20 protein-coding genes are annotated in these 16,820 nt (G+C 69.0%); 5 read left to right on the top strand and 15 right to left on the bottom strand.

From position 1 onward, the window contains the following. Positions 1-86: 86 nt before the first annotated feature. Both GXW79_RS10760 and GXW79_RS10755 read right to left on the bottom strand, forming a co-directional pair. Positions 87-497 (bottom strand): RidA family protein, encoded by a 411-nt coding sequence (locus tag GXW79_RS10760; RefSeq protein ID WP_211874387.1) that lies wholly within the window; start codon positions 495-497, stop codon positions 87-89. Beyond that, positions 497-673 carry a DUF4169 family protein gene (locus GXW79_RS10755; protein ID WP_211874386.1) on the bottom strand — a complete coding sequence of 59 codons (177 nt, stop codon included), beginning with the start codon at positions 671-673 and terminating at the stop codon, positions 497-499. Before GXW79_RS10755 ends, GXW79_RS10760 begins: the two co-directional genes overlap by 1 nt. A gap of 44 nt (positions 674-717) precedes the next feature. On the opposite strand from GXW79_RS10755, the gene GXW79_RS10750 reads away from it, so the two are divergent. Further along, complete coding sequence (locus GXW79_RS10750) at positions 718-1,380, top strand: dienelactone hydrolase family protein (protein ID WP_211874385.1); 663 nt, start codon at positions 718-720, stop codon at positions 1,378-1,380. Between the two features lie 80 nt (positions 1,381-1,460). On the opposite strand, the gene GXW79_RS10745 is transcribed toward GXW79_RS10750, so the two are convergent. The 4 genes from GXW79_RS10745 to GXW79_RS10730 all read right to left on the bottom strand — a co-directional run bounded on the left by GXW79_RS10745 (position 1,461) and on the right by GXW79_RS10730 (position 4,335). Continuing rightward, complete coding sequence (locus tag GXW79_RS10745; RefSeq protein WP_211874384.1) at positions 1,461-2,078, bottom strand: endonuclease V; 618 nt, start codon at positions 2,076-2,078, stop codon at positions 1,461-1,463. Positions 2,079-2,222: 144 nt separating this feature from the next. Then, a complete protein-coding gene (locus GXW79_RS10740; protein WP_211874383.1) occupies positions 2,223-2,630 on the bottom strand; it encodes a hypothetical protein in 408 nt (135 codons plus the stop codon). 6 nt (positions 2,631-2,636) lie between these two features. Then, on the bottom strand, positions 2,637-3,398 hold the full coding sequence (locus tag GXW79_RS10735; protein WP_211874382.1) for a hypothetical protein: 762 nt from the start codon (positions 3,396-3,398) through the stop codon (positions 2,637-2,639). Positions 3,399-3,423: 25 nt separating this feature from the next. Beyond that, positions 3,424-4,335, bottom strand: a complete 912-nt coding sequence (locus tag GXW79_RS10730; protein ID WP_211874381.1) for a metal ABC transporter solute-binding protein, Zn/Mn family — start codon at positions 4,333-4,335, stop codon at positions 3,424-3,426. A 127-nt stretch (positions 4,336-4,462) separates the two neighbouring features. Here GXW79_RS10730 and GXW79_RS10725 point away from each other — a divergent pair, with 127 nt between their 5' ends. After that, positions 4,463-5,545: an Ldh family oxidoreductase gene (locus tag GXW79_RS10725; RefSeq protein ID WP_211874380.1), complete on the top strand. Its 1,083-nt coding sequence runs from the start codon at positions 4,463-4,465 to the stop codon at positions 5,543-5,545. A 313-nt stretch (positions 5,546-5,858) separates the two neighbouring features. On the opposite strand, the gene GXW79_RS10720 is transcribed toward GXW79_RS10725, so the two are convergent. After that, a complete protein-coding gene (locus GXW79_RS10720) occupies positions 5,859-7,028 on the bottom strand; it encodes an acyl-CoA dehydrogenase family protein (RefSeq protein WP_211874379.1) in 1,170 nt (389 codons plus the stop codon). A gap of 136 nt (positions 7,029-7,164) precedes the next feature. Here GXW79_RS10720 and GXW79_RS10715 point away from each other — a divergent pair, with 136 nt between their 5' ends. Continuing rightward, positions 7,165-7,506, top strand: a complete 342-nt coding sequence (locus GXW79_RS10715; protein ID WP_211874378.1) for a hypothetical protein — start codon at positions 7,165-7,167, stop codon at positions 7,504-7,506. An 18-nt stretch (positions 7,507-7,524) separates the two neighbouring features. Continuing rightward, positions 7,525-7,722: a hypothetical protein gene (locus GXW79_RS10710; protein WP_211874377.1), complete on the top strand. Its 198-nt coding sequence runs from the start codon at positions 7,525-7,527 to the stop codon at positions 7,720-7,722. On the opposite strand, the gene GXW79_RS10705 is transcribed toward GXW79_RS10710, so the two are convergent. The 8 genes from GXW79_RS10705 to GXW79_RS10670 all read right to left on the bottom strand — a co-directional run bounded on the left by GXW79_RS10705 (position 7,719) and on the right by GXW79_RS10670 (position 15,475). Beyond that, complete coding sequence (locus GXW79_RS10705) at positions 7,719-8,486, bottom strand: enoyl-CoA hydratase/isomerase family protein (RefSeq protein WP_211874376.1); 768 nt, start codon at positions 8,484-8,486, stop codon at positions 7,719-7,721. The genes GXW79_RS10710 and GXW79_RS10705 overlap by 4 nt on opposite strands. Further along, complete coding sequence (locus GXW79_RS10700) at positions 8,483-9,556, bottom strand: acyl-CoA dehydrogenase family protein (protein WP_211874375.1); 1,074 nt, start codon at positions 9,554-9,556, stop codon at positions 8,483-8,485. Before GXW79_RS10700 ends, GXW79_RS10705 begins: the two co-directional genes overlap by 4 nt. Next, complete coding sequence (locus tag GXW79_RS10695; RefSeq protein WP_211874374.1) at positions 9,553-10,197, bottom strand: 3-oxoacid CoA-transferase subunit B; 645 nt, start codon at positions 10,195-10,197, stop codon at positions 9,553-9,555. Before GXW79_RS10695 ends, GXW79_RS10700 begins: the two co-directional genes overlap by 4 nt. A gap of 338 nt (positions 10,198-10,535) precedes the next feature. Continuing rightward, entirely contained in the window at positions 10,536-11,216 is a 681-nt protein-coding gene (locus GXW79_RS10690) for a 3-oxoacid CoA-transferase subunit A (protein WP_211874373.1), read from the bottom strand. Then, entirely contained in the window at positions 11,213-12,049 is an 837-nt protein-coding gene (locus tag GXW79_RS10685; protein ID WP_211874372.1) for an isocitrate lyase/PEP mutase family protein, read from the bottom strand. The genes GXW79_RS10690 and GXW79_RS10685 overlap by 4 nt, the downstream gene beginning before the upstream one ends. After that, positions 12,042-12,896: a MaoC family dehydratase gene (locus GXW79_RS10680; protein ID WP_211874371.1), complete on the bottom strand. Its 855-nt coding sequence runs from the start codon at positions 12,894-12,896 to the stop codon at positions 12,042-12,044. Before GXW79_RS10680 ends, GXW79_RS10685 begins: the two co-directional genes overlap by 8 nt. After that, positions 12,896-14,995: an acetate--CoA ligase family protein gene (locus tag GXW79_RS10675; RefSeq protein ID WP_211874370.1), complete on the bottom strand. Its 2,100-nt coding sequence runs from the start codon at positions 14,993-14,995 to the stop codon at positions 12,896-12,898. The genes GXW79_RS10680 and GXW79_RS10675 overlap by 1 nt, the downstream gene beginning before the upstream one ends. Before the next feature lie 81 nt (positions 14,996-15,076). Beyond that, entirely contained in the window at positions 15,077-15,475 is a 399-nt protein-coding gene (locus tag GXW79_RS10670) for a cupin domain-containing protein (protein ID WP_211874369.1), read from the bottom strand. Between the two features lie 119 nt (positions 15,476-15,594). On the opposite strand from GXW79_RS10670, the gene GXW79_RS10665 reads away from it, so the two are divergent. Then, positions 15,595-16,818 (top strand): SAM-dependent methyltransferase, encoded by a 1,224-nt coding sequence (locus GXW79_RS10665; protein WP_211874368.1) that lies wholly within the window; start codon positions 15,595-15,597, stop codon positions 16,816-16,818. Positions 16,819-16,820: the final 2 nt, after the last annotated feature.

The following is a 16,820-nucleotide window of genomic DNA, read 5'->3' as shown; positions in this document are numbered from 1 at the left end:
CGAGGTCGCGGCCGCGCGCGGCGAGGAAGGCGAGCAGGCGGCCGTAGCTTGCGCGCGCGGCCCGCTCGGCGGCGCGGTGGGCCGGCTCAGACACGCGTCTCGGTGGGCTGGCGGCGCGCGATCCCATCGATCTCGATCAGCGCGCCGCGCGCCAGCGCGGTGACGCCCACGCAGGTGCGTGTGGGCCGGGTGCCCGGCGGGAAGGCTTCGGCATAGATCGCGTTCATGGCGGCGTAGTCGCGCTCGAAGGCCGTGAGATAGGCGCGAACGCTGACCATACGGTCCATGCCCAGGCCGAGCGCTTCGAGCGTGGTGCGTAGATTAGCGAGCGCCAGTGCGGTCTGCGCGGCGATGCCCTCGGGGAGCGGCGCCTCAGGGTCTTGCAGGTCGCGGCCGAGGATGCCGGTGAGGTGGACCCAACCATCGGCCTCGACCGCGTGGGAGGCGGGCGAGATGGTGGGCGGGAAGCCCGCGATGGTGTGGCGCGTGATGGCCATCAGGTGTCCTTCCGCGCGCCGTCGAGCAGCGCGTTGCGCTTCGCGTCCGCCTCCGCGTCACGGATTTTCTCAGGCCTGGTGCGGCCGTGCTTGGCGCGGTTCGCCACGGCCTCGGCCTGGGCGTCGGCGCGGGCTCTCGCTTTCTTCACGCGCTTCAGGTTGACGATTTCGGCCATGGGCGGAGGATAGCGGCCACAACCAGCGCGAGGGAACCAGGGACATGATGATTGAACTCACCGCCGCGGATGGGCACACGCTCGGCGCCTATCGGACCGGGCCCACCGACGCCACCAAGGCGCTGGTCGTGATCCAGGAGATTTTCGGTGTGAACCGGCACATGCGCCGGGTCTGCGACGCCTTCGCCGCCGAGGGCTATGCCGTGATCGCGCCGGCCCTGTTCGACCGCGTGGAGCGTGGGGTGGAGCTGGGCTACGAGCCGGCCGATGTGAAGCGCGGCCGCGAGCTGCGCGGCCCCATCGATGCGGACCTCACGCTGCTCGACGTGCTGGCCGCGGCCGGGGCGCTGCCGGCCGGGGTTAAGCGCGGCATCGTCGGGTATTGCTGGGGCGGCACGGTCGCCTGGCACGGCGCGACGCGGAGCTCGGCCTTCTCGGCAGCGTGCGGATGGTATGGCGGCGGCATCGTGGCGGCCAAGGACGAGGTTGCGCGCTGCCCCGTGCAGCTGCATTTCGGCGAGGTCGATGCCTCGATCCCGATGACGGACGTGACCGCGATCAGAGAGGCGCAGCCGGATGTGGGGGTGTTCGTCTATCCGGGCGCCGGCCATGGTTTTGGGTGCGAGGAGCGCGGCAGCTACGTGCAGGCCGATGCGGAGCGGGCGCAGGAGCGGACGCTGCGGTTCTTCGCCCAGCACCTGGGGTGAGACGTCAGGCGGGCGGCTCGCCGGTGCTCGCGCCACGCGGCTGAACGCCTGCCGTCTGGCGCGGCGGCAGCCTGCTCGCGTCATGGGGCCTCTGGCGCGGCCCGATCGAGTTCGCCACGCCGCAGCGCGCCGGCGGCGATGTGCGCCGCGCGCGTCGGGGCCGGGAGGCGGTGGCCGGTGGCGGTGCGCCGGACCCAGGCGATGGCGGTGTCGAGACTGATGCGATGGCCGGGCGAGATGTGCAGCGGGTTCGCGCGCGGGCGCAGCGTAATCAGGGCCGCCACCGCTTCGCCATGCAGCATCACGCGCTCGCCTTGTACCTCGCCCACCAGGCGGGACTTCGCGACGCCGATGGTGGGGATGTCGAGCAGCACGCCGAGATGGCTCGCGATGCCCATGCGGCGGGGATGGGCAATGCCCTGGCCATCGACGAAGAGCAGGTCGGGTTTTTGGGCGAGGCGATGCCAGGCGGCGAGGAGGGCCGGGGCCTCTCGAAAGCCGAGATAGCCGGGGATGTAGGGGAAGCGCGCCAGGCAGGATTCGGTGGTGGTTTCGATAGGTGTCAGGGTCGCCGCGTCCAGCGTCACCAGCGCCGCCCAGACGCGGCGGGTGGGGTCGAAGCGGCTGGCGCTGACGTCGGCGCCGCCGAGGGTTGTGATGTCTAGCAGCCGATCGGCCGTCTCGACACGCTCGGCCATCTCGCTCTGCGCGCGCTTGGCAGCAGCAAGATCTGCGGGCTGAAGCCAATCTGTTGGTATGTCGCCGCGCGTTCCCACCCGCATCCCAGTAGCCAAAAATGAAAGAATGGGGTCCGGGGAAATTCCTTTCCCCGGCCTTCCTTTCTAAAACTCCGCCCGATACCGCAGCAGTGCAATCGGCCCCTGCCCTCGCGTCCCCGTTCCATTGTCCCGCGCCAGCGTCGCGAACTGCCACCCCGCATCGAGCGTGAATCCCGCCCCGAGCACGCGTCCGCCCGTGACCTCCAGGAAGCGTTCGGTCGCCAGCGTGTTGCCCGAGCGTTTCCGCTCATCCTGTTGCCAGGCGATGGTCGCGCGCCAGTCTCCATAGGTGGTTTGCGCCGCGAGGGTGGTGAAGCGGCGGCGTTCGGCGATGGCGCGGGCCGGCGCGCCGGGGATGGCATCGATCACCTCGACGGGCACGCCGCCGGCGCTCTGGAACTGCACGGCCTCGGCGAAGAGCATGGTCTCCAGCCCCTCGGCCCACGGGATGGACTGGCGCAGGCCCAGCACTTGGCCTCATTCGCGGGCGGTGCCGTCCTGCCCTTGCCCGCGGGAGAGCAGGGCCGCGTGGTAGGTGAAGCCGGGCAGAAGCGCGATGCGCTCGCCATCCAGCGCCAGGGCGTAGTTGTCCAGTCGCCCGGTGTTGCCGGGGCCGCCATCGGCGGCGGTGTTGCGCGCGTAGCGGTCGTAGTTGGACGAGCAGCAGCGGCGGCGATTGCCGACCAGAAGGGTGGAGAAAGCGGAGCGGTCGCGGGTGAACGCGGCGGCGGTGATGACGTGCTCGCCGTGTTCGGCGTCGAGCGGGAGGGTGGCCCGCGCCATGACGCCGAGGGCCTCGTTGAACAGGTAGGTCTCATGGGCGCGGAACAGGGCGACGACGCCGGGGAAGTCGCCATGGCCACGGCCGAAGGGCACCACGTATTTGCCGAGCACGAGGGTCAGCCCCTCGACGGGGCGGAATTCGGCGTTCAGCGCCTCCAGGTAGGCGCCCTCACGGCGGAGGCCGATGGTGCCGCCCTGCGGCTCGGCCCGGCCCAGGGGCTCGATGTGGAGGGTGGCGTGGAACGACAGGCGCGGGTCCAGGTGCAGCGCCCCGCCGATCTCGCCGAACAGGAAGGCGTTGGTGCCGCGCTGGCCCGATCCGCGCGCGGGGCGGGTGTTCAGCATGTAGGCGCCGAGGTCGATCTCGCCTTCGAAGCGCGGGAATTCGGGCGTCTGCGCGAGGGCCACGCCAGCGTGGAGCAGCAGCGCGGCCAAGGCCAGGCGAAGGCAGGTCATGCGGGGAGCCTCGAAAGAGTAGCGGTCAGGCGGCGTTGCCGCGCATGGCCGGGACCATGAGCGTGACATTGTGCCGCATCATCGCCTCATAGGTCGGCGCCGGCCCGGTGGCGACGGATAATGCATCGGCATAGAGGCGGCCACGCACCTGCATGCCGGCCTCCTGCGCCAGGCGTTCGAGGATCGCGGGGCTGGTGGCGTTCTCGAGGAAGATGGCGCTGATCCGCTCGGCGCGCGCTTGGCGCACCAGCGCGCCGATCGCGGCGGCCGTCGGCTCGCCTTGCGGCGCCATGCCCTGAGGGGCGAGGAAGGTCACGCCATAGGCCTCGGCGAAATAGCCGAAGGCGTCGTGGCCGGTGATGATCTTGCGGCGCGCTTCCGGCACGGAGGCGATCTCGGCGCGGACCCAGGCATCGAGCACGGCGAGACGGGCGCGATAGGCGCGTGCGTTGTCACGATAGGTCTCGGCGCCGGCGGGGTCTGCGGCGATCAGCCCGGCTTCGATGTTCGAGACATAGAGCGCGGCGCGGCCGAGATCCTGCCAGCCATGCGGGTCCGGCGGGCGGCGCGGGCCGGTGCGATCGGCCGGCACGGGCGCGCCCATGCCGCGCAAGGCCATCCGTTCGGTGGCCGTGACCACCCGGCCGCGCGGCGTGGACGCGCCCAGCAGCCGGTCCAGCCAGGGTTCGAAGTTCAGCCCGTTGCGCAGCACCAGCGCGGCGTTGCGCACGCTTGCCGCATCCGAGGGTCGCGCCTGGAAGCCGTGGCTGTCGACATCGGACCCCACGATCGCCGTCACCGTTACCCGCGCGCCGCCGATCTGGCGCGCCATGTCGGCCAGGATGGAGAAGGAGGCGGCAACCGCCAGGGGCGCCTGCGCGCGCGCCGGGCGGATGGTGGCGAGGAATGGTGTGGCGAGGAGGGCGCGGCGGTGCATGCGGCACTCAACTGTTATGTTATAGTATAACTCAACACGCCGTCCCGTCTCTGTCAAGGCAGGCTTGCCGGTGCCTTTGGCCGGTGCAACCGTCACCGCCCAGCAAACACCAGGATCCATGCCCGCCATGAACGTCCCGCACGACCGCATCCGCGCCCAGATCTCGAACATCCTGCTTGCCTGGGGCATGGCGCCCGACTTGGCCGCCACCACCACCGAAGCCATGGCGGAAACCGACCTGCTCGGCGTGGACAGCCACGGCATCTCCATGCTGATGACCTATGAGAAGCGCCTGCATGAAGGCGTGCTGAACCTCACCCTCGCCCCGCGCATCGAACGCCGCACCGCCTGCACGGCCCTGGTCGATGGCGGCGCCGGCCTCGGCCACCCCGTCTCCTGCTTCGCGATGAATCTCGCCGTCGACATGGCGATGGCCGAGGGCGTCGGCGTCGTCGGCGTCCATCGCTCCAACCATTTCGGTGCCGCCGGCGTCTATGCCCGCATCGCCGCGCGCCGGGGCGCGATCGGCCTGGTCACCTCCGCCACCCGCGGCGTCACCATGGTGCCGACGCGGGGCACCGCCCCCGTGCTCGGCACCAACCCCATCGCCTTCGCCGCACCCGCAAAGCGCCACCTGCCCTTCGTGCTCGACATGGCAACCACCACCACCGCCGCCAACAAGATCAAGGTCTACAACCTCAACGAAAAACCCCTCCCCCCCGGCTGGGTGCTCGACGCCCAGGGCCAGCCCGTCACCGACAGCCAACGCGGCTACGAGATTGTCTACGACGAACCGGAAGGCGGACTCTCGCCCCTCGGCGGCACCCCCATCATGGGCAGCCACAAGGGCTACGGCCTCGCCATGATGGTCCACATCCTGGGCGGAACGCTCGTTGGCTCCTCCTTCTCCCCCATCCGCAACCGCACGAAAAACGGCAACGAACCCGACGATATCGGCCACTTCTTCATGGCGCTGAACCCCACCGTCTTCCGGCCGCCCGGGGAATTCGAAGACGATCTGGACGCCGTCATCGACGAACTCCACGCCACGCCCGCATCAGACCCCACCAAACCCGTCCTCGTCGCCGGCGAACCGGAAGACCAGGAACGCCAAAGGCGCCTCGAACACGGCATCCCCATCCCGCCAGCACTTGACGCCCACATCCGCGCCATCTGCAACCGCAGCGGCGCGCAGTACGTGCTGAGCTGACGGGGGAGGAAAGCAAGGCGCGGGGCTCCGCCCCCTCGACCCCGCAAGGGATCGCGCCGATCCCTTGACCCGGCATGTGTTGGTCCTGGCTTTGGAAGGTGGCTCCGGACTTTTAGCAGGGCCTGTCATCGGGAGAGGGTGACCGGTGAGCCCGTTCCGGTGGAGAGCGCACCTCCGGCCACCCTCTCCCGATGACAGGAAGTCCGGCCAAGACCCCAGAACCACCCCTCCCAAAACCACGAACCACAGATGGAGGTCGAGGATCGACACGATCCTCGCGGGGTCCAGGGGCAGAGCCCCTGGCCTTGCTTCCTCACCCCGGCAATTCCAGCACGTTCTTCGCGATGATGTTGCGTTGGATTTCGTTGCTGCCGCCGTAGATCGTGGCCGGTCGGGCCTGGATGTAGAGGCCGGTGGCGTTGAGGTTGAGGTTGCCGTCGATGGGGTCGAGCAGTCCCGCGTTTTCGCCGGCGATTTCGAGCATGGTGTCGGTGATGCGTTGGAAGAGTTCCGACTGGAAGATCTTGAGCATCGAGACGTCGGGGCCGAGGGTGCCGCCGCGTTTGAGGATGTCGACGTAGGTGCCGTAGAGCGCCTTGAGGTCTTCGAGATCGAGGCGAAGTTGGCTGAAGCGCTCGGCGAAGGCGGGGTCTTCGACGAGGCCCATTTTTTCGGCGAGTTGTTGCAGGCGCGCGAGCGCGTAGGCGGATTGGCGGGGCGAGCCGAGGTAGATGCGCTCGAAACTGAGCAGGGCTTTCGCCATGTCCCAACCCTTGTTGAGTTGGCCGACCAGGTTTTCCGCGGGCACGCGGACGTTGTCGAAGAAGACCTCGCTGAATTCGTCGTGCAGTTCGAGGTTGATGATGGGCTTCACTGTGATGCCTGGCGTCGTCATGTCGACGAGGAGGAAGGAGATGCCTTCCTGTTTCTTCGCGGTCTTGTCGGTGCGCACGAGCAGGAAGATCCAGTTCGCGTCGCCGGCGAGCGTGGTCCAGATTTTCTGGCCGTTGACGATGTAGTGGTCGCCGTCGCGCACAGCCTCGGTACGGAGTGAGGCGAGGTCGGAGCCGGAATTGGGCTCGGAGTAGCCCTGGCACCAGATGTGTTCGCCAGAGAGGATTTTGGGCAGGAAGTGCTGCTTCTGCGCCTCGGTGCCGTACTGGATCACCAGGGGCCCGAGCATGATGATGCCGTGGTCGTTGGTGCGCGCGACGCCGTAGCGCTCGTACTCCTCGGTGAGGATGATGAGCTTGGGCGGCGACAGGCCGAGGCCGCCGAATTCCTGCGGCCAGCCAGGCGCGAGCCAGCCTTTTTCGGACAGCTTAAAGTACCAGGGCTTGTTCTCGGCGAAGTGCAGGCGCTTGGGCGGGTTGCGCAGGTCTTCGGGGTAGTTCTCGGCGAGGAAGCGGCGGACGACGGCGCGGAAGCTCTCGTCGTCGAGGCTGTTGAGGTCTGCCGGCGCGGGGATGGTAATGGCGTTCATCGCTTGGTTCGCTCCCTTGGTCTGCCGCCTACGGTCCTGCTTGGCCGCGCCGCATGCAAGGCTCAAACCGGCGATTGGATCGATGCGGCAACCGGGCCTGAGGTGACGCGTTCTCCATGAAACGGGAGTACGCCTCATGAGACGCATCCACATTGCCTCGCTGGCCGGGATTGCCATGGGCTTCGCCTTGCTCGCGACGCCTGCACCGGCGCAGGACCTGCCCGGCATCATCGGCCAGGCGCTCGACGGCCTCAATCGTCGCGACGATCCGCGCGACGATCGGCGTTCTCGCGAGGAGCGGGACCGCCAGCGCCTTGAGGCCGAGCGCCAGGAATTGCGCGACCGCGAGCGCGCCGTCGAGCGCCGTGAGCGGGGTGACGAGCGCCGCGACCGCGGCGAGGACCGTCGCCGCTGGGAAGAAGAGCAGCGCCGACGCGAGCGTGCTGAGAGACGCCGCGAGGACCGGGACCGCTACTGAATGCTGGCTGATCGCAGCATGACAATCGGGCCGGTCGCGCAGGACGCCGATCCAGGCGCCATGCAGGCGCTGGTCGGAATGAAACTTGGTCGGTCTGTCGATACCGTCGCCTGGGCGCGGGCGACGCCCTCGGGTCTGGCGAGTATCGGGCTTCTGGTGTCATCGATCCTGCTTTCGACGGCCGTCCTGGTCTGGGTGGCGCGTCGGCCGCGCTAGCCGCCGGTGAAGTTCGGCGGCCGCTTGGTCAGGAAAGCGTCGCGGCCTTCAGTAAAATCGGTCGTGGTGAAGAGCAGGCCCTGGTAGGTCTTTTCCTGCTCCAGTTCCTCATCCAGCCCTTCGGCGAGCATCTGCTTGGTAAGCCGGATGGGTGCGGGCGCTTCGCGCGCGAGGAACTGCGCCTTTTCCATCGCGAGCGACAGCGCGTGCCCCTTGGGTGCGATGAAATCCACCAGGCCGATGCGCTCGGCCTCGGGCGCGGTGAGCTGCTCGTGGTAGAAGAGGATGCGGCGCGCGCGGCCGACGCCAACGCGGCGCGGCAGGAAGAACGGCAGGCCGAGATCGCTCATCAGCCCGATTTTGCCGAAGCCGGCAACGAAGCGCGCATCCTCGGCGGCGACGATGGTGTCGCAGGCACACGCCACGGCCATGCCGGCGCCGGCGCACCAGCCCTCGACGGCGGCGACGATGGGCAGCCCACCCTTGGCCATCAGCCGGATGAAGCGGTGGGAGCGGCGCATGCGGTCGCGCCCATCCATCGCGGAGCCGACATCCATGGTGGAGATGTCGCCGCCCGAGCAGAAGGTGCCGTCCGCGCCTGTCAGCACGATGGCGCGGATCTCCGGGTCGCCATGCGCGCGTTCGAGCGCATCCTCCAGCGCGATGCGCAGCGACATCGCTAGCGCGTTCTTGCGCGCCGGGTAGTCGAGCGTGAGGACCAGAACGGCGCCTTCGCGCTGTTCGCGAATGCCTGGCTCGCTCATGCCTCGTCCTCCGCGGCGGTGGCCATGAAGCGCTTCCGGTGCAGCGCTGCGGAGCCGTATTGGTTGGCCATCACCATCGCTTTCCGCAGATACAGGCCGGCATCGTATTCGTCGGTGTAGCCGATGCCGCCATGCAGCTGGATGCACTCGCGCGTCACCCTCAGCGCCGCATCCGCCGCACGTGCCTTCGCGCGCGAGACCAGCGCGCGGGCCGCGTCGCCGGTGGCACCAGCATCGAGTGCGGCCGCCGCCTGCTCCACGCTCGCGCGGGTGAGGCTGAGCTGGATTTTCAGATCCGCCGAACGGTGCTGCAGCGCCTGGAAGGTGCCGATGACGCGGCCGAATTGCTGCCGCGTGCGCAGGTAGGACAGCGTCAGCGCGAAGGCCGATTCCATAACACCCAGCAGATACCCCGCCGTCGTCAGCGCCGCCTCATCCAGCGCGACGCCGATGACGCCGCCGATATCATCCGCGACCCGTTCCGCGCAGGACAAGTCGGGGCGCAGCGTGCCGCTGTTGCCGCCATCCTGCATGCGATCCAGCGTCAGGTCCGCACCCTCCGCCGGCTGCGCATGGAGCGCGATGCGCACGCCCTCGCGCACCGGCAGCAGGAACTGCGCGGCACCCGCCGCCATCGGCACGAAGACCCGCGGCGCGTCCGGCGTGCCCGGCGCAGCCAGCGTATCCGCCCGCTCCTGCCAGGCCACCGGCGCGTAGGTCGCGCCCGAGAGCACGTCGGTGAGCAACCCACCCTCCGCGTAGCGCAGGAGCGCCGCCGACAATGCCGCGCCGATCAAAGGTTCCGGCGCCAGCCCCGCGCCAAGCGCCTCCGCGAGCGCCACCATCTCGCCCGTGCCGAGCGCCGCGCCGCCGAGATCCTCTGGCAGCCGCAGGCCGATCCAGCCCATCTCCCCCATCTGCGAGAACACCGCAGGGTCATACCCGACGCCCACGAACCGCAGCGCCCGCACGCGCTTGGAATCACCCCCGCGCGGCACCACCGCGGCGGCGGAATCGCGGATCATGCGGATGCTCTCCGCGCGATCCTCGTCCGACAAGACCGCACTCATGACGCGGTGTGCAGCTTCGCGCCGGTGACCGCCTGCAAGCCCTCGAAGGTCACACCAGGCGCCATCTCCACCACCACGAAGCCCAGCCCCTTCACCACATCAAAAACGCCCAGGTTGGTGTACACCCGGCTCACCGCGCCCGGCGCCGTCAGCGGATACCCGCACTTCTCCACCAGCTTCGGTCGCCCATCCTTCGTCGCGTGGTCCATCACCACCCACAACCGCTTCGCACCGGCCGCGAGATCCATCGCCCCACCCACCGCCGGCGCGGTGTCATTCTCGCTCGTTGCCCAATTCGCGATGTCGCCATTCTCGGCAACCTCGAACGCGCCCAGCACACACAGATCCAGATGCCCCCCGCGAATGATCGAAAAACTATCCGCGTGATGGAAATAACTGCCGCCCGGCCGCAACGTCACCGGCTGCTTGCCCGCATTGATCAACCACGGATCGGCCTCGCCCTTCGGCGGCGCCGGACCCATGCCCAAAATACCGTTCTCGGAATGCAGAATCACCTCCCGATCCAGTGGCACGTGGTCCGCCACCATCGTCGGAATGCCAATGCCGAGATTGACAAACCAACCCTCGGGAATATCCGCCGCCAACCTCGCCGCCATCTGCGGACGCGTGAACGCGTTCATCGTGGACTCTCCTTGGCTGTGAGGGAGTGAAGGCCAGGGGCGCTGCCCCTGGACCCCGCCAGGATCGTGTCGATCCTGGACCTCCATGCGTTGGTTCTTGAATTGGGTGAGGGGGTCTTGGGTTGTTTCGCTTCGCGGACCCGTCGCGGAGAGAGGGCGGCCGGGGCGCGCGTGCTTGAGATGAACGACCTCCGGCCGCCCTCTCTCCGCAACGGGTTCATGCAGGCCAACCGCCAAACCCGCCCTCGCCAATCCCAGGACCAACGCATGCCGGGGTCCGGGGATCGGCGCGATCCCCCGGCGGGGGTACGGGGGCAGCGCCCCCGGGCGTCCCTCGCTCATGCCCAGGCGGGTCCGCGGTCCACGTGGATCACGCGTTGGACGTAGATGCCGGGCGTGTGGACGTGTTCGGGTTTAATGGTGCCGAGGTCTCGGAGGTGGCTGGCCTGGGCGATGGTGAGTTTCGCGGCGGTGGCCATGACGTGGTTGAAGTTTCCGCCCGAGGCTCGGTAGGTGAGGTTGCCCCAGCGGTCGGCTTCCCAGCTTTCGACCAGCGCGATGTCGGCGGGGAGTGCGTATTCGAGGACGTAGGTGCGGCCGTTGATTTCGCGGTGTTCTTTTCCGTTGGCGAGTGGGGTGCCGACGGAGGTTGCGGTGAAGAAGGCGGGCACGCCGGCGCCGGCGGCGCGCATGCGTTCGGCCATGGTGCCTTGGGGCACGATTTCGAGTTCGATACGGCCTTCGCGGTAGGCGGTTTCGAAGGCGACGGGGTCGGAGGAGCGGGGGAAGGAGCAGATGATTTTGCGGACTCGGTTGAGTTCGATGAGGCGGGCGAGGCCGGTGTGGCCGACGCCGGCGTTGTTGGCGACGCAGACCAGGTTCATGGGGCCGGCTTCGATGAGGCCTTCGATGAGGTCGTCGGGCTGCCCGACGCTGCCGAAGCCGCCGATGAGGATGGTGGCGCCGTCCTGGATGCCGTCGAGGGCGGCGGCCATCGTCTGCACGATCTTGTTGATCATTGTGTGTTTCCTGCGCGCGCGGCGCTGATCATTCCGGCGATTTCAGCGGATGGCAATGCGCCGGTGATGGCGGGGATGTCGCCGGCCTTGAGGTGGTGTGCGGCCTGCGCCAGCGCGCCCATGGCGTGGCGGTAGAGCATGCCGCCGAGGCTCACGCGCTTGACGCCGGCGGCGGCCAGCGTGGCAAGGGGGACGGCGCCGGAGCGGGGGCCGACGACGATGGTGACGGGTTTCGGGGCGACGGCGCGGACCACCGCGGTGATGGCGTCCATGTCGGGCAGGCCGGGGGCGTAGAGGACATCGGCGCCCGCCTCGGCGAAGGCGACCAGGCGGCGGATGGTGTCGTCGAGGTCGGGGCGGCCCTTGAGAAAATTATCGGCCCGCGCGGTCAGCAGGATGCGGCCGCGGGCGGCGGTGGCGGCGGCGCGGATGCGGGCGACGGCGGTGTCGAAGGGGTGGATGGGGTCGGTGGGGTCGGCGGTGGTGTCCTCGATGCCCAGGCCGGCGAGGCCCGCGGCGATGGCGGCTTCGACGGTGGCGACGCAATCCTCGGCGCGGCGGCCGAAGCCGTCCTCGAGGTCGCCATTGACCGGCAGGCGGGAGAGGCGGGCGATCAGGGCGGCGTTGGCGATCGATTCGTCGCGCCCCAGGGCGGCCGCGCAATCCTCCACACCGGCAGCGAAGGCGATGGCGAGCGAGGTCGAGGCGAGTGCGGGGAAGCCGGCGCGCGCGAGGATGAGCGCGGAGGCGCCGTCCCAGGCATTGGGCATGACGAAGATGCCTGGCGCTTCGTGCAGCGCGCGGAAGACTTCGTAGGGGCTGGGCTCAGGCATGCAGGAAGCGTCCGTTGCTGACGACGATCTTGTCGCGCTCGACGACGCGGGCGCGGAAGGCGGCGCCGCCGGGCTGCTTCCAAATCTCCGTGCGGATGGTCTCGCCGGGATACACGGGCGAGGAGAAGCGGAGGTCCATGCGGCCGAAGCGAGCGGGTTCGTAGTCGCACAGCGTGCGCATCAGCGCGTGGCAGACTACGCCGAAGGTGCACAGGCCGTGCAGGATGGGGCGTTCGAAGCCGGCGGCGCGGGCGATGTCGGGGTCGATGTGCAGCGGGTTGTGGTCGCCGTTGAGGCGGTAGACGAGCGCGGCTTCGGGGCGGGTCGGCAGGTCGAGGGTGAGGTCGGGGGCGCCCTCGGGTTCGGGGTGCGGTGGTTTGATGGGGCCAGAGGGGCCGCCGAAGCCGCCATCGCCGCGGGCGAAGGTGGTCATCTCCAACGTCGCCAGCAGAGTGCCGGCGGCATCGCGCACCTCGCGCGAGGAATAGACCATCGCGCCCTTGCCGGGCCCTCGATCGACCACGCCGGTGACGCGGGAGACGCCGGTGAGCTCGCCCTCGACTGGCAGCGGCTGGTGGAGGATCAGCGATTGCTCGCCATGGACCACCTTCACCCAATCGACGCCCGTCCCCGGATCGCGGATCCAGAAGCCGGGGTAGCCAAGGACGACGGCCATCGAGGGCATCGCCTTCAGGCGCGGTTCGTAGAGAAAATCGAGCTGAGCCTTGTCCATCGGGTCCTGGCCCAGGCCGATGGAGAAATTGTACAGCGCCGTATCTTGCCAGCGCAGCGTCTGGCGGATGGTGGGGATGGGGAAGTTCAGCAGAGTTTGATGGTCAATGGTCATCAGGCGCGTTCCACTTCGATCACCGCATCGGCGGCGTAGACGCCCTGCCCGTCCGGCAGCACCAGCACGGGGTTCACATCCACGCCGCGCAGCCGTGGTCCCGCGCCGGCGGCGAAAACCGAGAGGTTGGCGAGTGCCGAGGCGAGGGCCTTCACATCGCCCTTGGGGCGGCCGCGGGCGCCATCCAGCAGCGGGAAGCCGCGGAGCGAGCGGATCATGCGCGTGGCTTCCTCGGCATCGAAGGGGCAGCGGCGGAACGCCACGTCCTTGAGCACCTCGATGAAGACGCCGCCCAAGCCGACCATGGCGATGGGGCCGAAGACCGGGTCCTGCAGGATGCCGAAGGCGATCTCGGTCGCACCCTTGATCTGGCGCGCGATCAGCACGCCGTCGAGGCGCGCGCCGGGCGCGCGTTCGGCGCCGCGCTGCATCAGGGTGGCGAAGGCGTCGCGCAGCGCGGCATCGTCGGCGATGTCGAGCAACACGCCGCCGATTTCACTCTTGTGCACGATGTCGGGCGAGAGGATTTTCGCCACCACCGGGTAGCCAATGCGCGTGGCGGCGGCGAGGGCGGCCTCGACGTTGGCGCAGGCGGCTTCGGGGACCGCGCGGATGCCGGCATCGGCGAGGATGCGCTTGGCCTCGGCCTCGTCGGGCGTGGTGTCCGGCAGGGTGACGTGGCGGACGATGATCTCGCCCTCGGCCTCGGCGGCTCTGGCAAAACTGTCGCCGTAGCGGCCCATGGCGTGCAGAGCCACGACCGCGCGGGTCGGGTCCTCGAAGACCAGGAATCCATCCTCCTCGTATCCGGCGACCCGCTCGGGCGAAGCGATGATGGACAGCGCCCAGAGCCGGTCGGGGTGGCGCGCGCGCACCGCGTTCAGCTCGGCGCGCAGCTTGTCGGCCATGGTGGTACTGCCGCCAACCTGGGTGAAGAAACTCAGGATCGAGGAATAGCCCCCCGCCACCGCGGTCTCGGTCGCGAACTTGCCAACCAGCTGCATGTCGTTCACCGCCTGCGCAGTGCAATCGACCGGGTTGCGCGGGGCGCAGAAGCTGACCAGGGATTTCAGCCGGACCTGCGCCTCGGGCGGCATCTCCGGCATGGGGAAGCCGATCTGCTCGGCGGCGTCGGAGATCAGCACGCCGGCACCGCCCGAGACGGTGAGCACGCCGAGGGTGTTCCCGGCGGGGTAGATGCGCTTCGTCGCCGCGTAGGCGATATCCAGCATCTCCTCCGTGGTGCGCGCGCGGACGACGCCGAATTCGTCGAGCACCGCCTGTGTCACGGCGTCGTCGCCGGCGATGGAGGCGGTGTGGCTCTGCGCCGCCGCGGTGCCCAGCGCGGATCGGCCGACCTTCATCAGCACGATCGGCTTGCGGTTCTGCCGCGCGAGGGTCAGTGCCGCGATGAAGCGCGTGCTTTCCCGGATCCCCTCGGCATAGGCGCAGATCACCTGCACCTCGGGCGCCTGGGCCATCCAGCCGATCACCTCGCCGAGCGAGACATCGGCCTCGTTGCCGGTGGTGATGCAGACGGGCGTGCCTAGGCCGCGGGCCCTCGCCAGCGCGAACATATGGGTGCCGTAGGCGCCGGACTGGCTGGCGATGCCGATCACGCCGGGGTGCGGCCACCCCTGCTCGAAACTGGTCGAGAACATCGGGTAGAAGCCGACCGCCTGGTTGAACAGGCCGAGGCAGTTGGGGCCGATCAGGCGCATGCCGTGGCGAGCCGCGGTCTGCACCAGCACGGCCTGGGCAGCGACCCCTTCCTCGCCCACTTCCGCAAAACCGGCGGTGAAGACGATCGCGGCGCGGCAACCCTTCTCGCCCAACGCGTCGATCGCCTCGCGCGCGGAATCACCGGGCACCGCGATGATCGCGACGTCGGGCGCGCCGGGCAGCGCCGCGGGGGATGCGTAGGCCTTCAGCCCCTGCACCGTGTCCCGCTTCGGGTTCACCGGCCAGATCGCACCCGAGAATCCCTGCTGCAGCATGTAAGCGATCGGGCGGCCGCCGATGCGCGTCGCGTCATCCGACGCGCCGATGACGGCGACGGATGCCGGCCGGAGCATCGGGTCGAGGGCCGAGAAATTCATGGTGGGCGCGTTTCCCTGTGGGCATTTTCTTGGGCGCGAGCCTGCGGCAGGGCTCCGCGCCGGTCAACCAAGGCAGTGGGTTCAGTGCACCGGATGCAGGAAGGGCGTTCCCGGATCGGCAACGTAGACGATCAGCACCCGCAGCGGGCCCGCGCCGCGGTTGTAGCCGGTCATGCGCACGTTGGGTGGTTCGACCAGCGCCTGCCCGGCGCTTACCACCGCCGTGGGCAGGCCCTCCAGCTCCAGAGTAAACGTGCCTTCGAGGACGTGGACGATCACCGGGAAGGCGTGGGTGTGGAAGACCGTCGCCTGGCCGGGCGCGATGGTGGCGGTGAGCACCTGGATCTCCTGGCGCTCGCCGCGCGGCATGCCCCTGATCGTATCGCGCAACAGGAGTTCGGGCCGTGCCTCGGGCTGGGCGCGGGCGTCGGTGCCGAGGCAGCCGAGCATTGCCAGGATCGCCAGTGTGATGCCACGCATCGCCGCCTCCCTCATGTCCGCCGGCGATGCTAGGGCGCCTTGCGCCGCCGCCGCCAGCGTGTGGTTGGAGCGACGACACGGCTAGGCTAGAGACGGAGAACCAATCCTCGGAGCCGCGCATGCGCCTGCTGTCCAACCTGCTCACGCGCTTCATCCGCAACGGCCAGATGCGCCTCATCGACGCCGAGGGCACGACGCACGTATTCGGCGGCCAGGGCCCGGGGCCGGTGGTGACGCTGCGGATCTCCGACCCGAAGCTCTACAACAGGATCGCGCTGAACCCAGAGCTGCACGCCGGCGAAGCCTATATGGACGGCACGCTGACCTTCGAGGACGGGTCCGACGTCGGCGACTTCATGACGCTGTTCTCCTACAACCGCTCCGGTCTGGCCTCGGCGCCGTCGCAGCAGCTGCTGCGCAGCGCCTGGCGCGGGCTCAAGCGCTGGCACCAGGCTAACCCGCTGGGCAAAGCGGCCGAGAATGCGCGGCACCACTACGACCTCAAGACCGAGCTGTACCGGTTGTTCCTCGATGCCGGGCTGAACTACTCCTGTGCCTTCTTCGAACACCCCGAGACCGACACGCTGGAGCAGGCGCAGGAGGCAAAGCTCGCGCGCATCACCGCCAAGCTCGCGGCGAAGCCGGGGATGGTGGTGGCCGAGGTCGGCTCGGGCTGGGGCTCGATGGCGATCCACATCGCGAAGACCACGGGCGCGCGGGTGGTGGCAATCAACGTCTCGCCCGAGCAGATCCGCGTCGCGCGCGACCGCGCCGAGGAGGCGGGTGTCGCCGGACTGGTGGAGTTTCGCGAGCTCGACTACCGCGTGCTGGAAGGCCGCTTCGACCGGGTGGTGTCGGTGGGTATGATGGAGCATGTCGGCATCGGCAATTTCGACGCGTATTTCGGCAAGATCCGCTCGCTGCTCACCGATGACGGTTTCGCCATGGTGCATTGCATCGGCCGGATGCGGCCGCCGGGGACGACCGGGCCGTTCATCCGCAAATACATCTTCCCCGGCGGCTATGTGCCCTCCCTGTCGGAGGTGTTCGCGGCGACCGAGCGCATGGGGCTGTGGGTGGCCGACATGGAGGTGCTGCGGCTGCACTACCACTACACCCTGCAGCACTGGCGCCGGCGCTTCGCGGCCAACCGGGCGCAGGCCGCGGCCCTTTACGACGAACGCTTCTGCCGCATGTGGGAATGGTACCTGGCGGCCGTCGATGTCGGCTTCCAGAACGGGTCGAACATGGTGTTCCAGCTGCTGCTGTCGTCGCAGGTGGATGCCGTGCCGATCGTGCGCGACTACATGATGCGCCCGGCGATGGAGCCGGCCGCCGAATAACG

The organism is Plastoroseomonas arctica (assembly GCF_018128965.1).
GTDB classification, from domain to species: domain Bacteria; phylum Pseudomonadota; class Alphaproteobacteria; order Acetobacterales; family Acetobacteraceae; genus Plastoroseomonas; species Plastoroseomonas arctica.
Note: the sequence above shows the minus strand (reverse complement) of the source record. Positions and strands in the feature narration are given on the sequence as shown.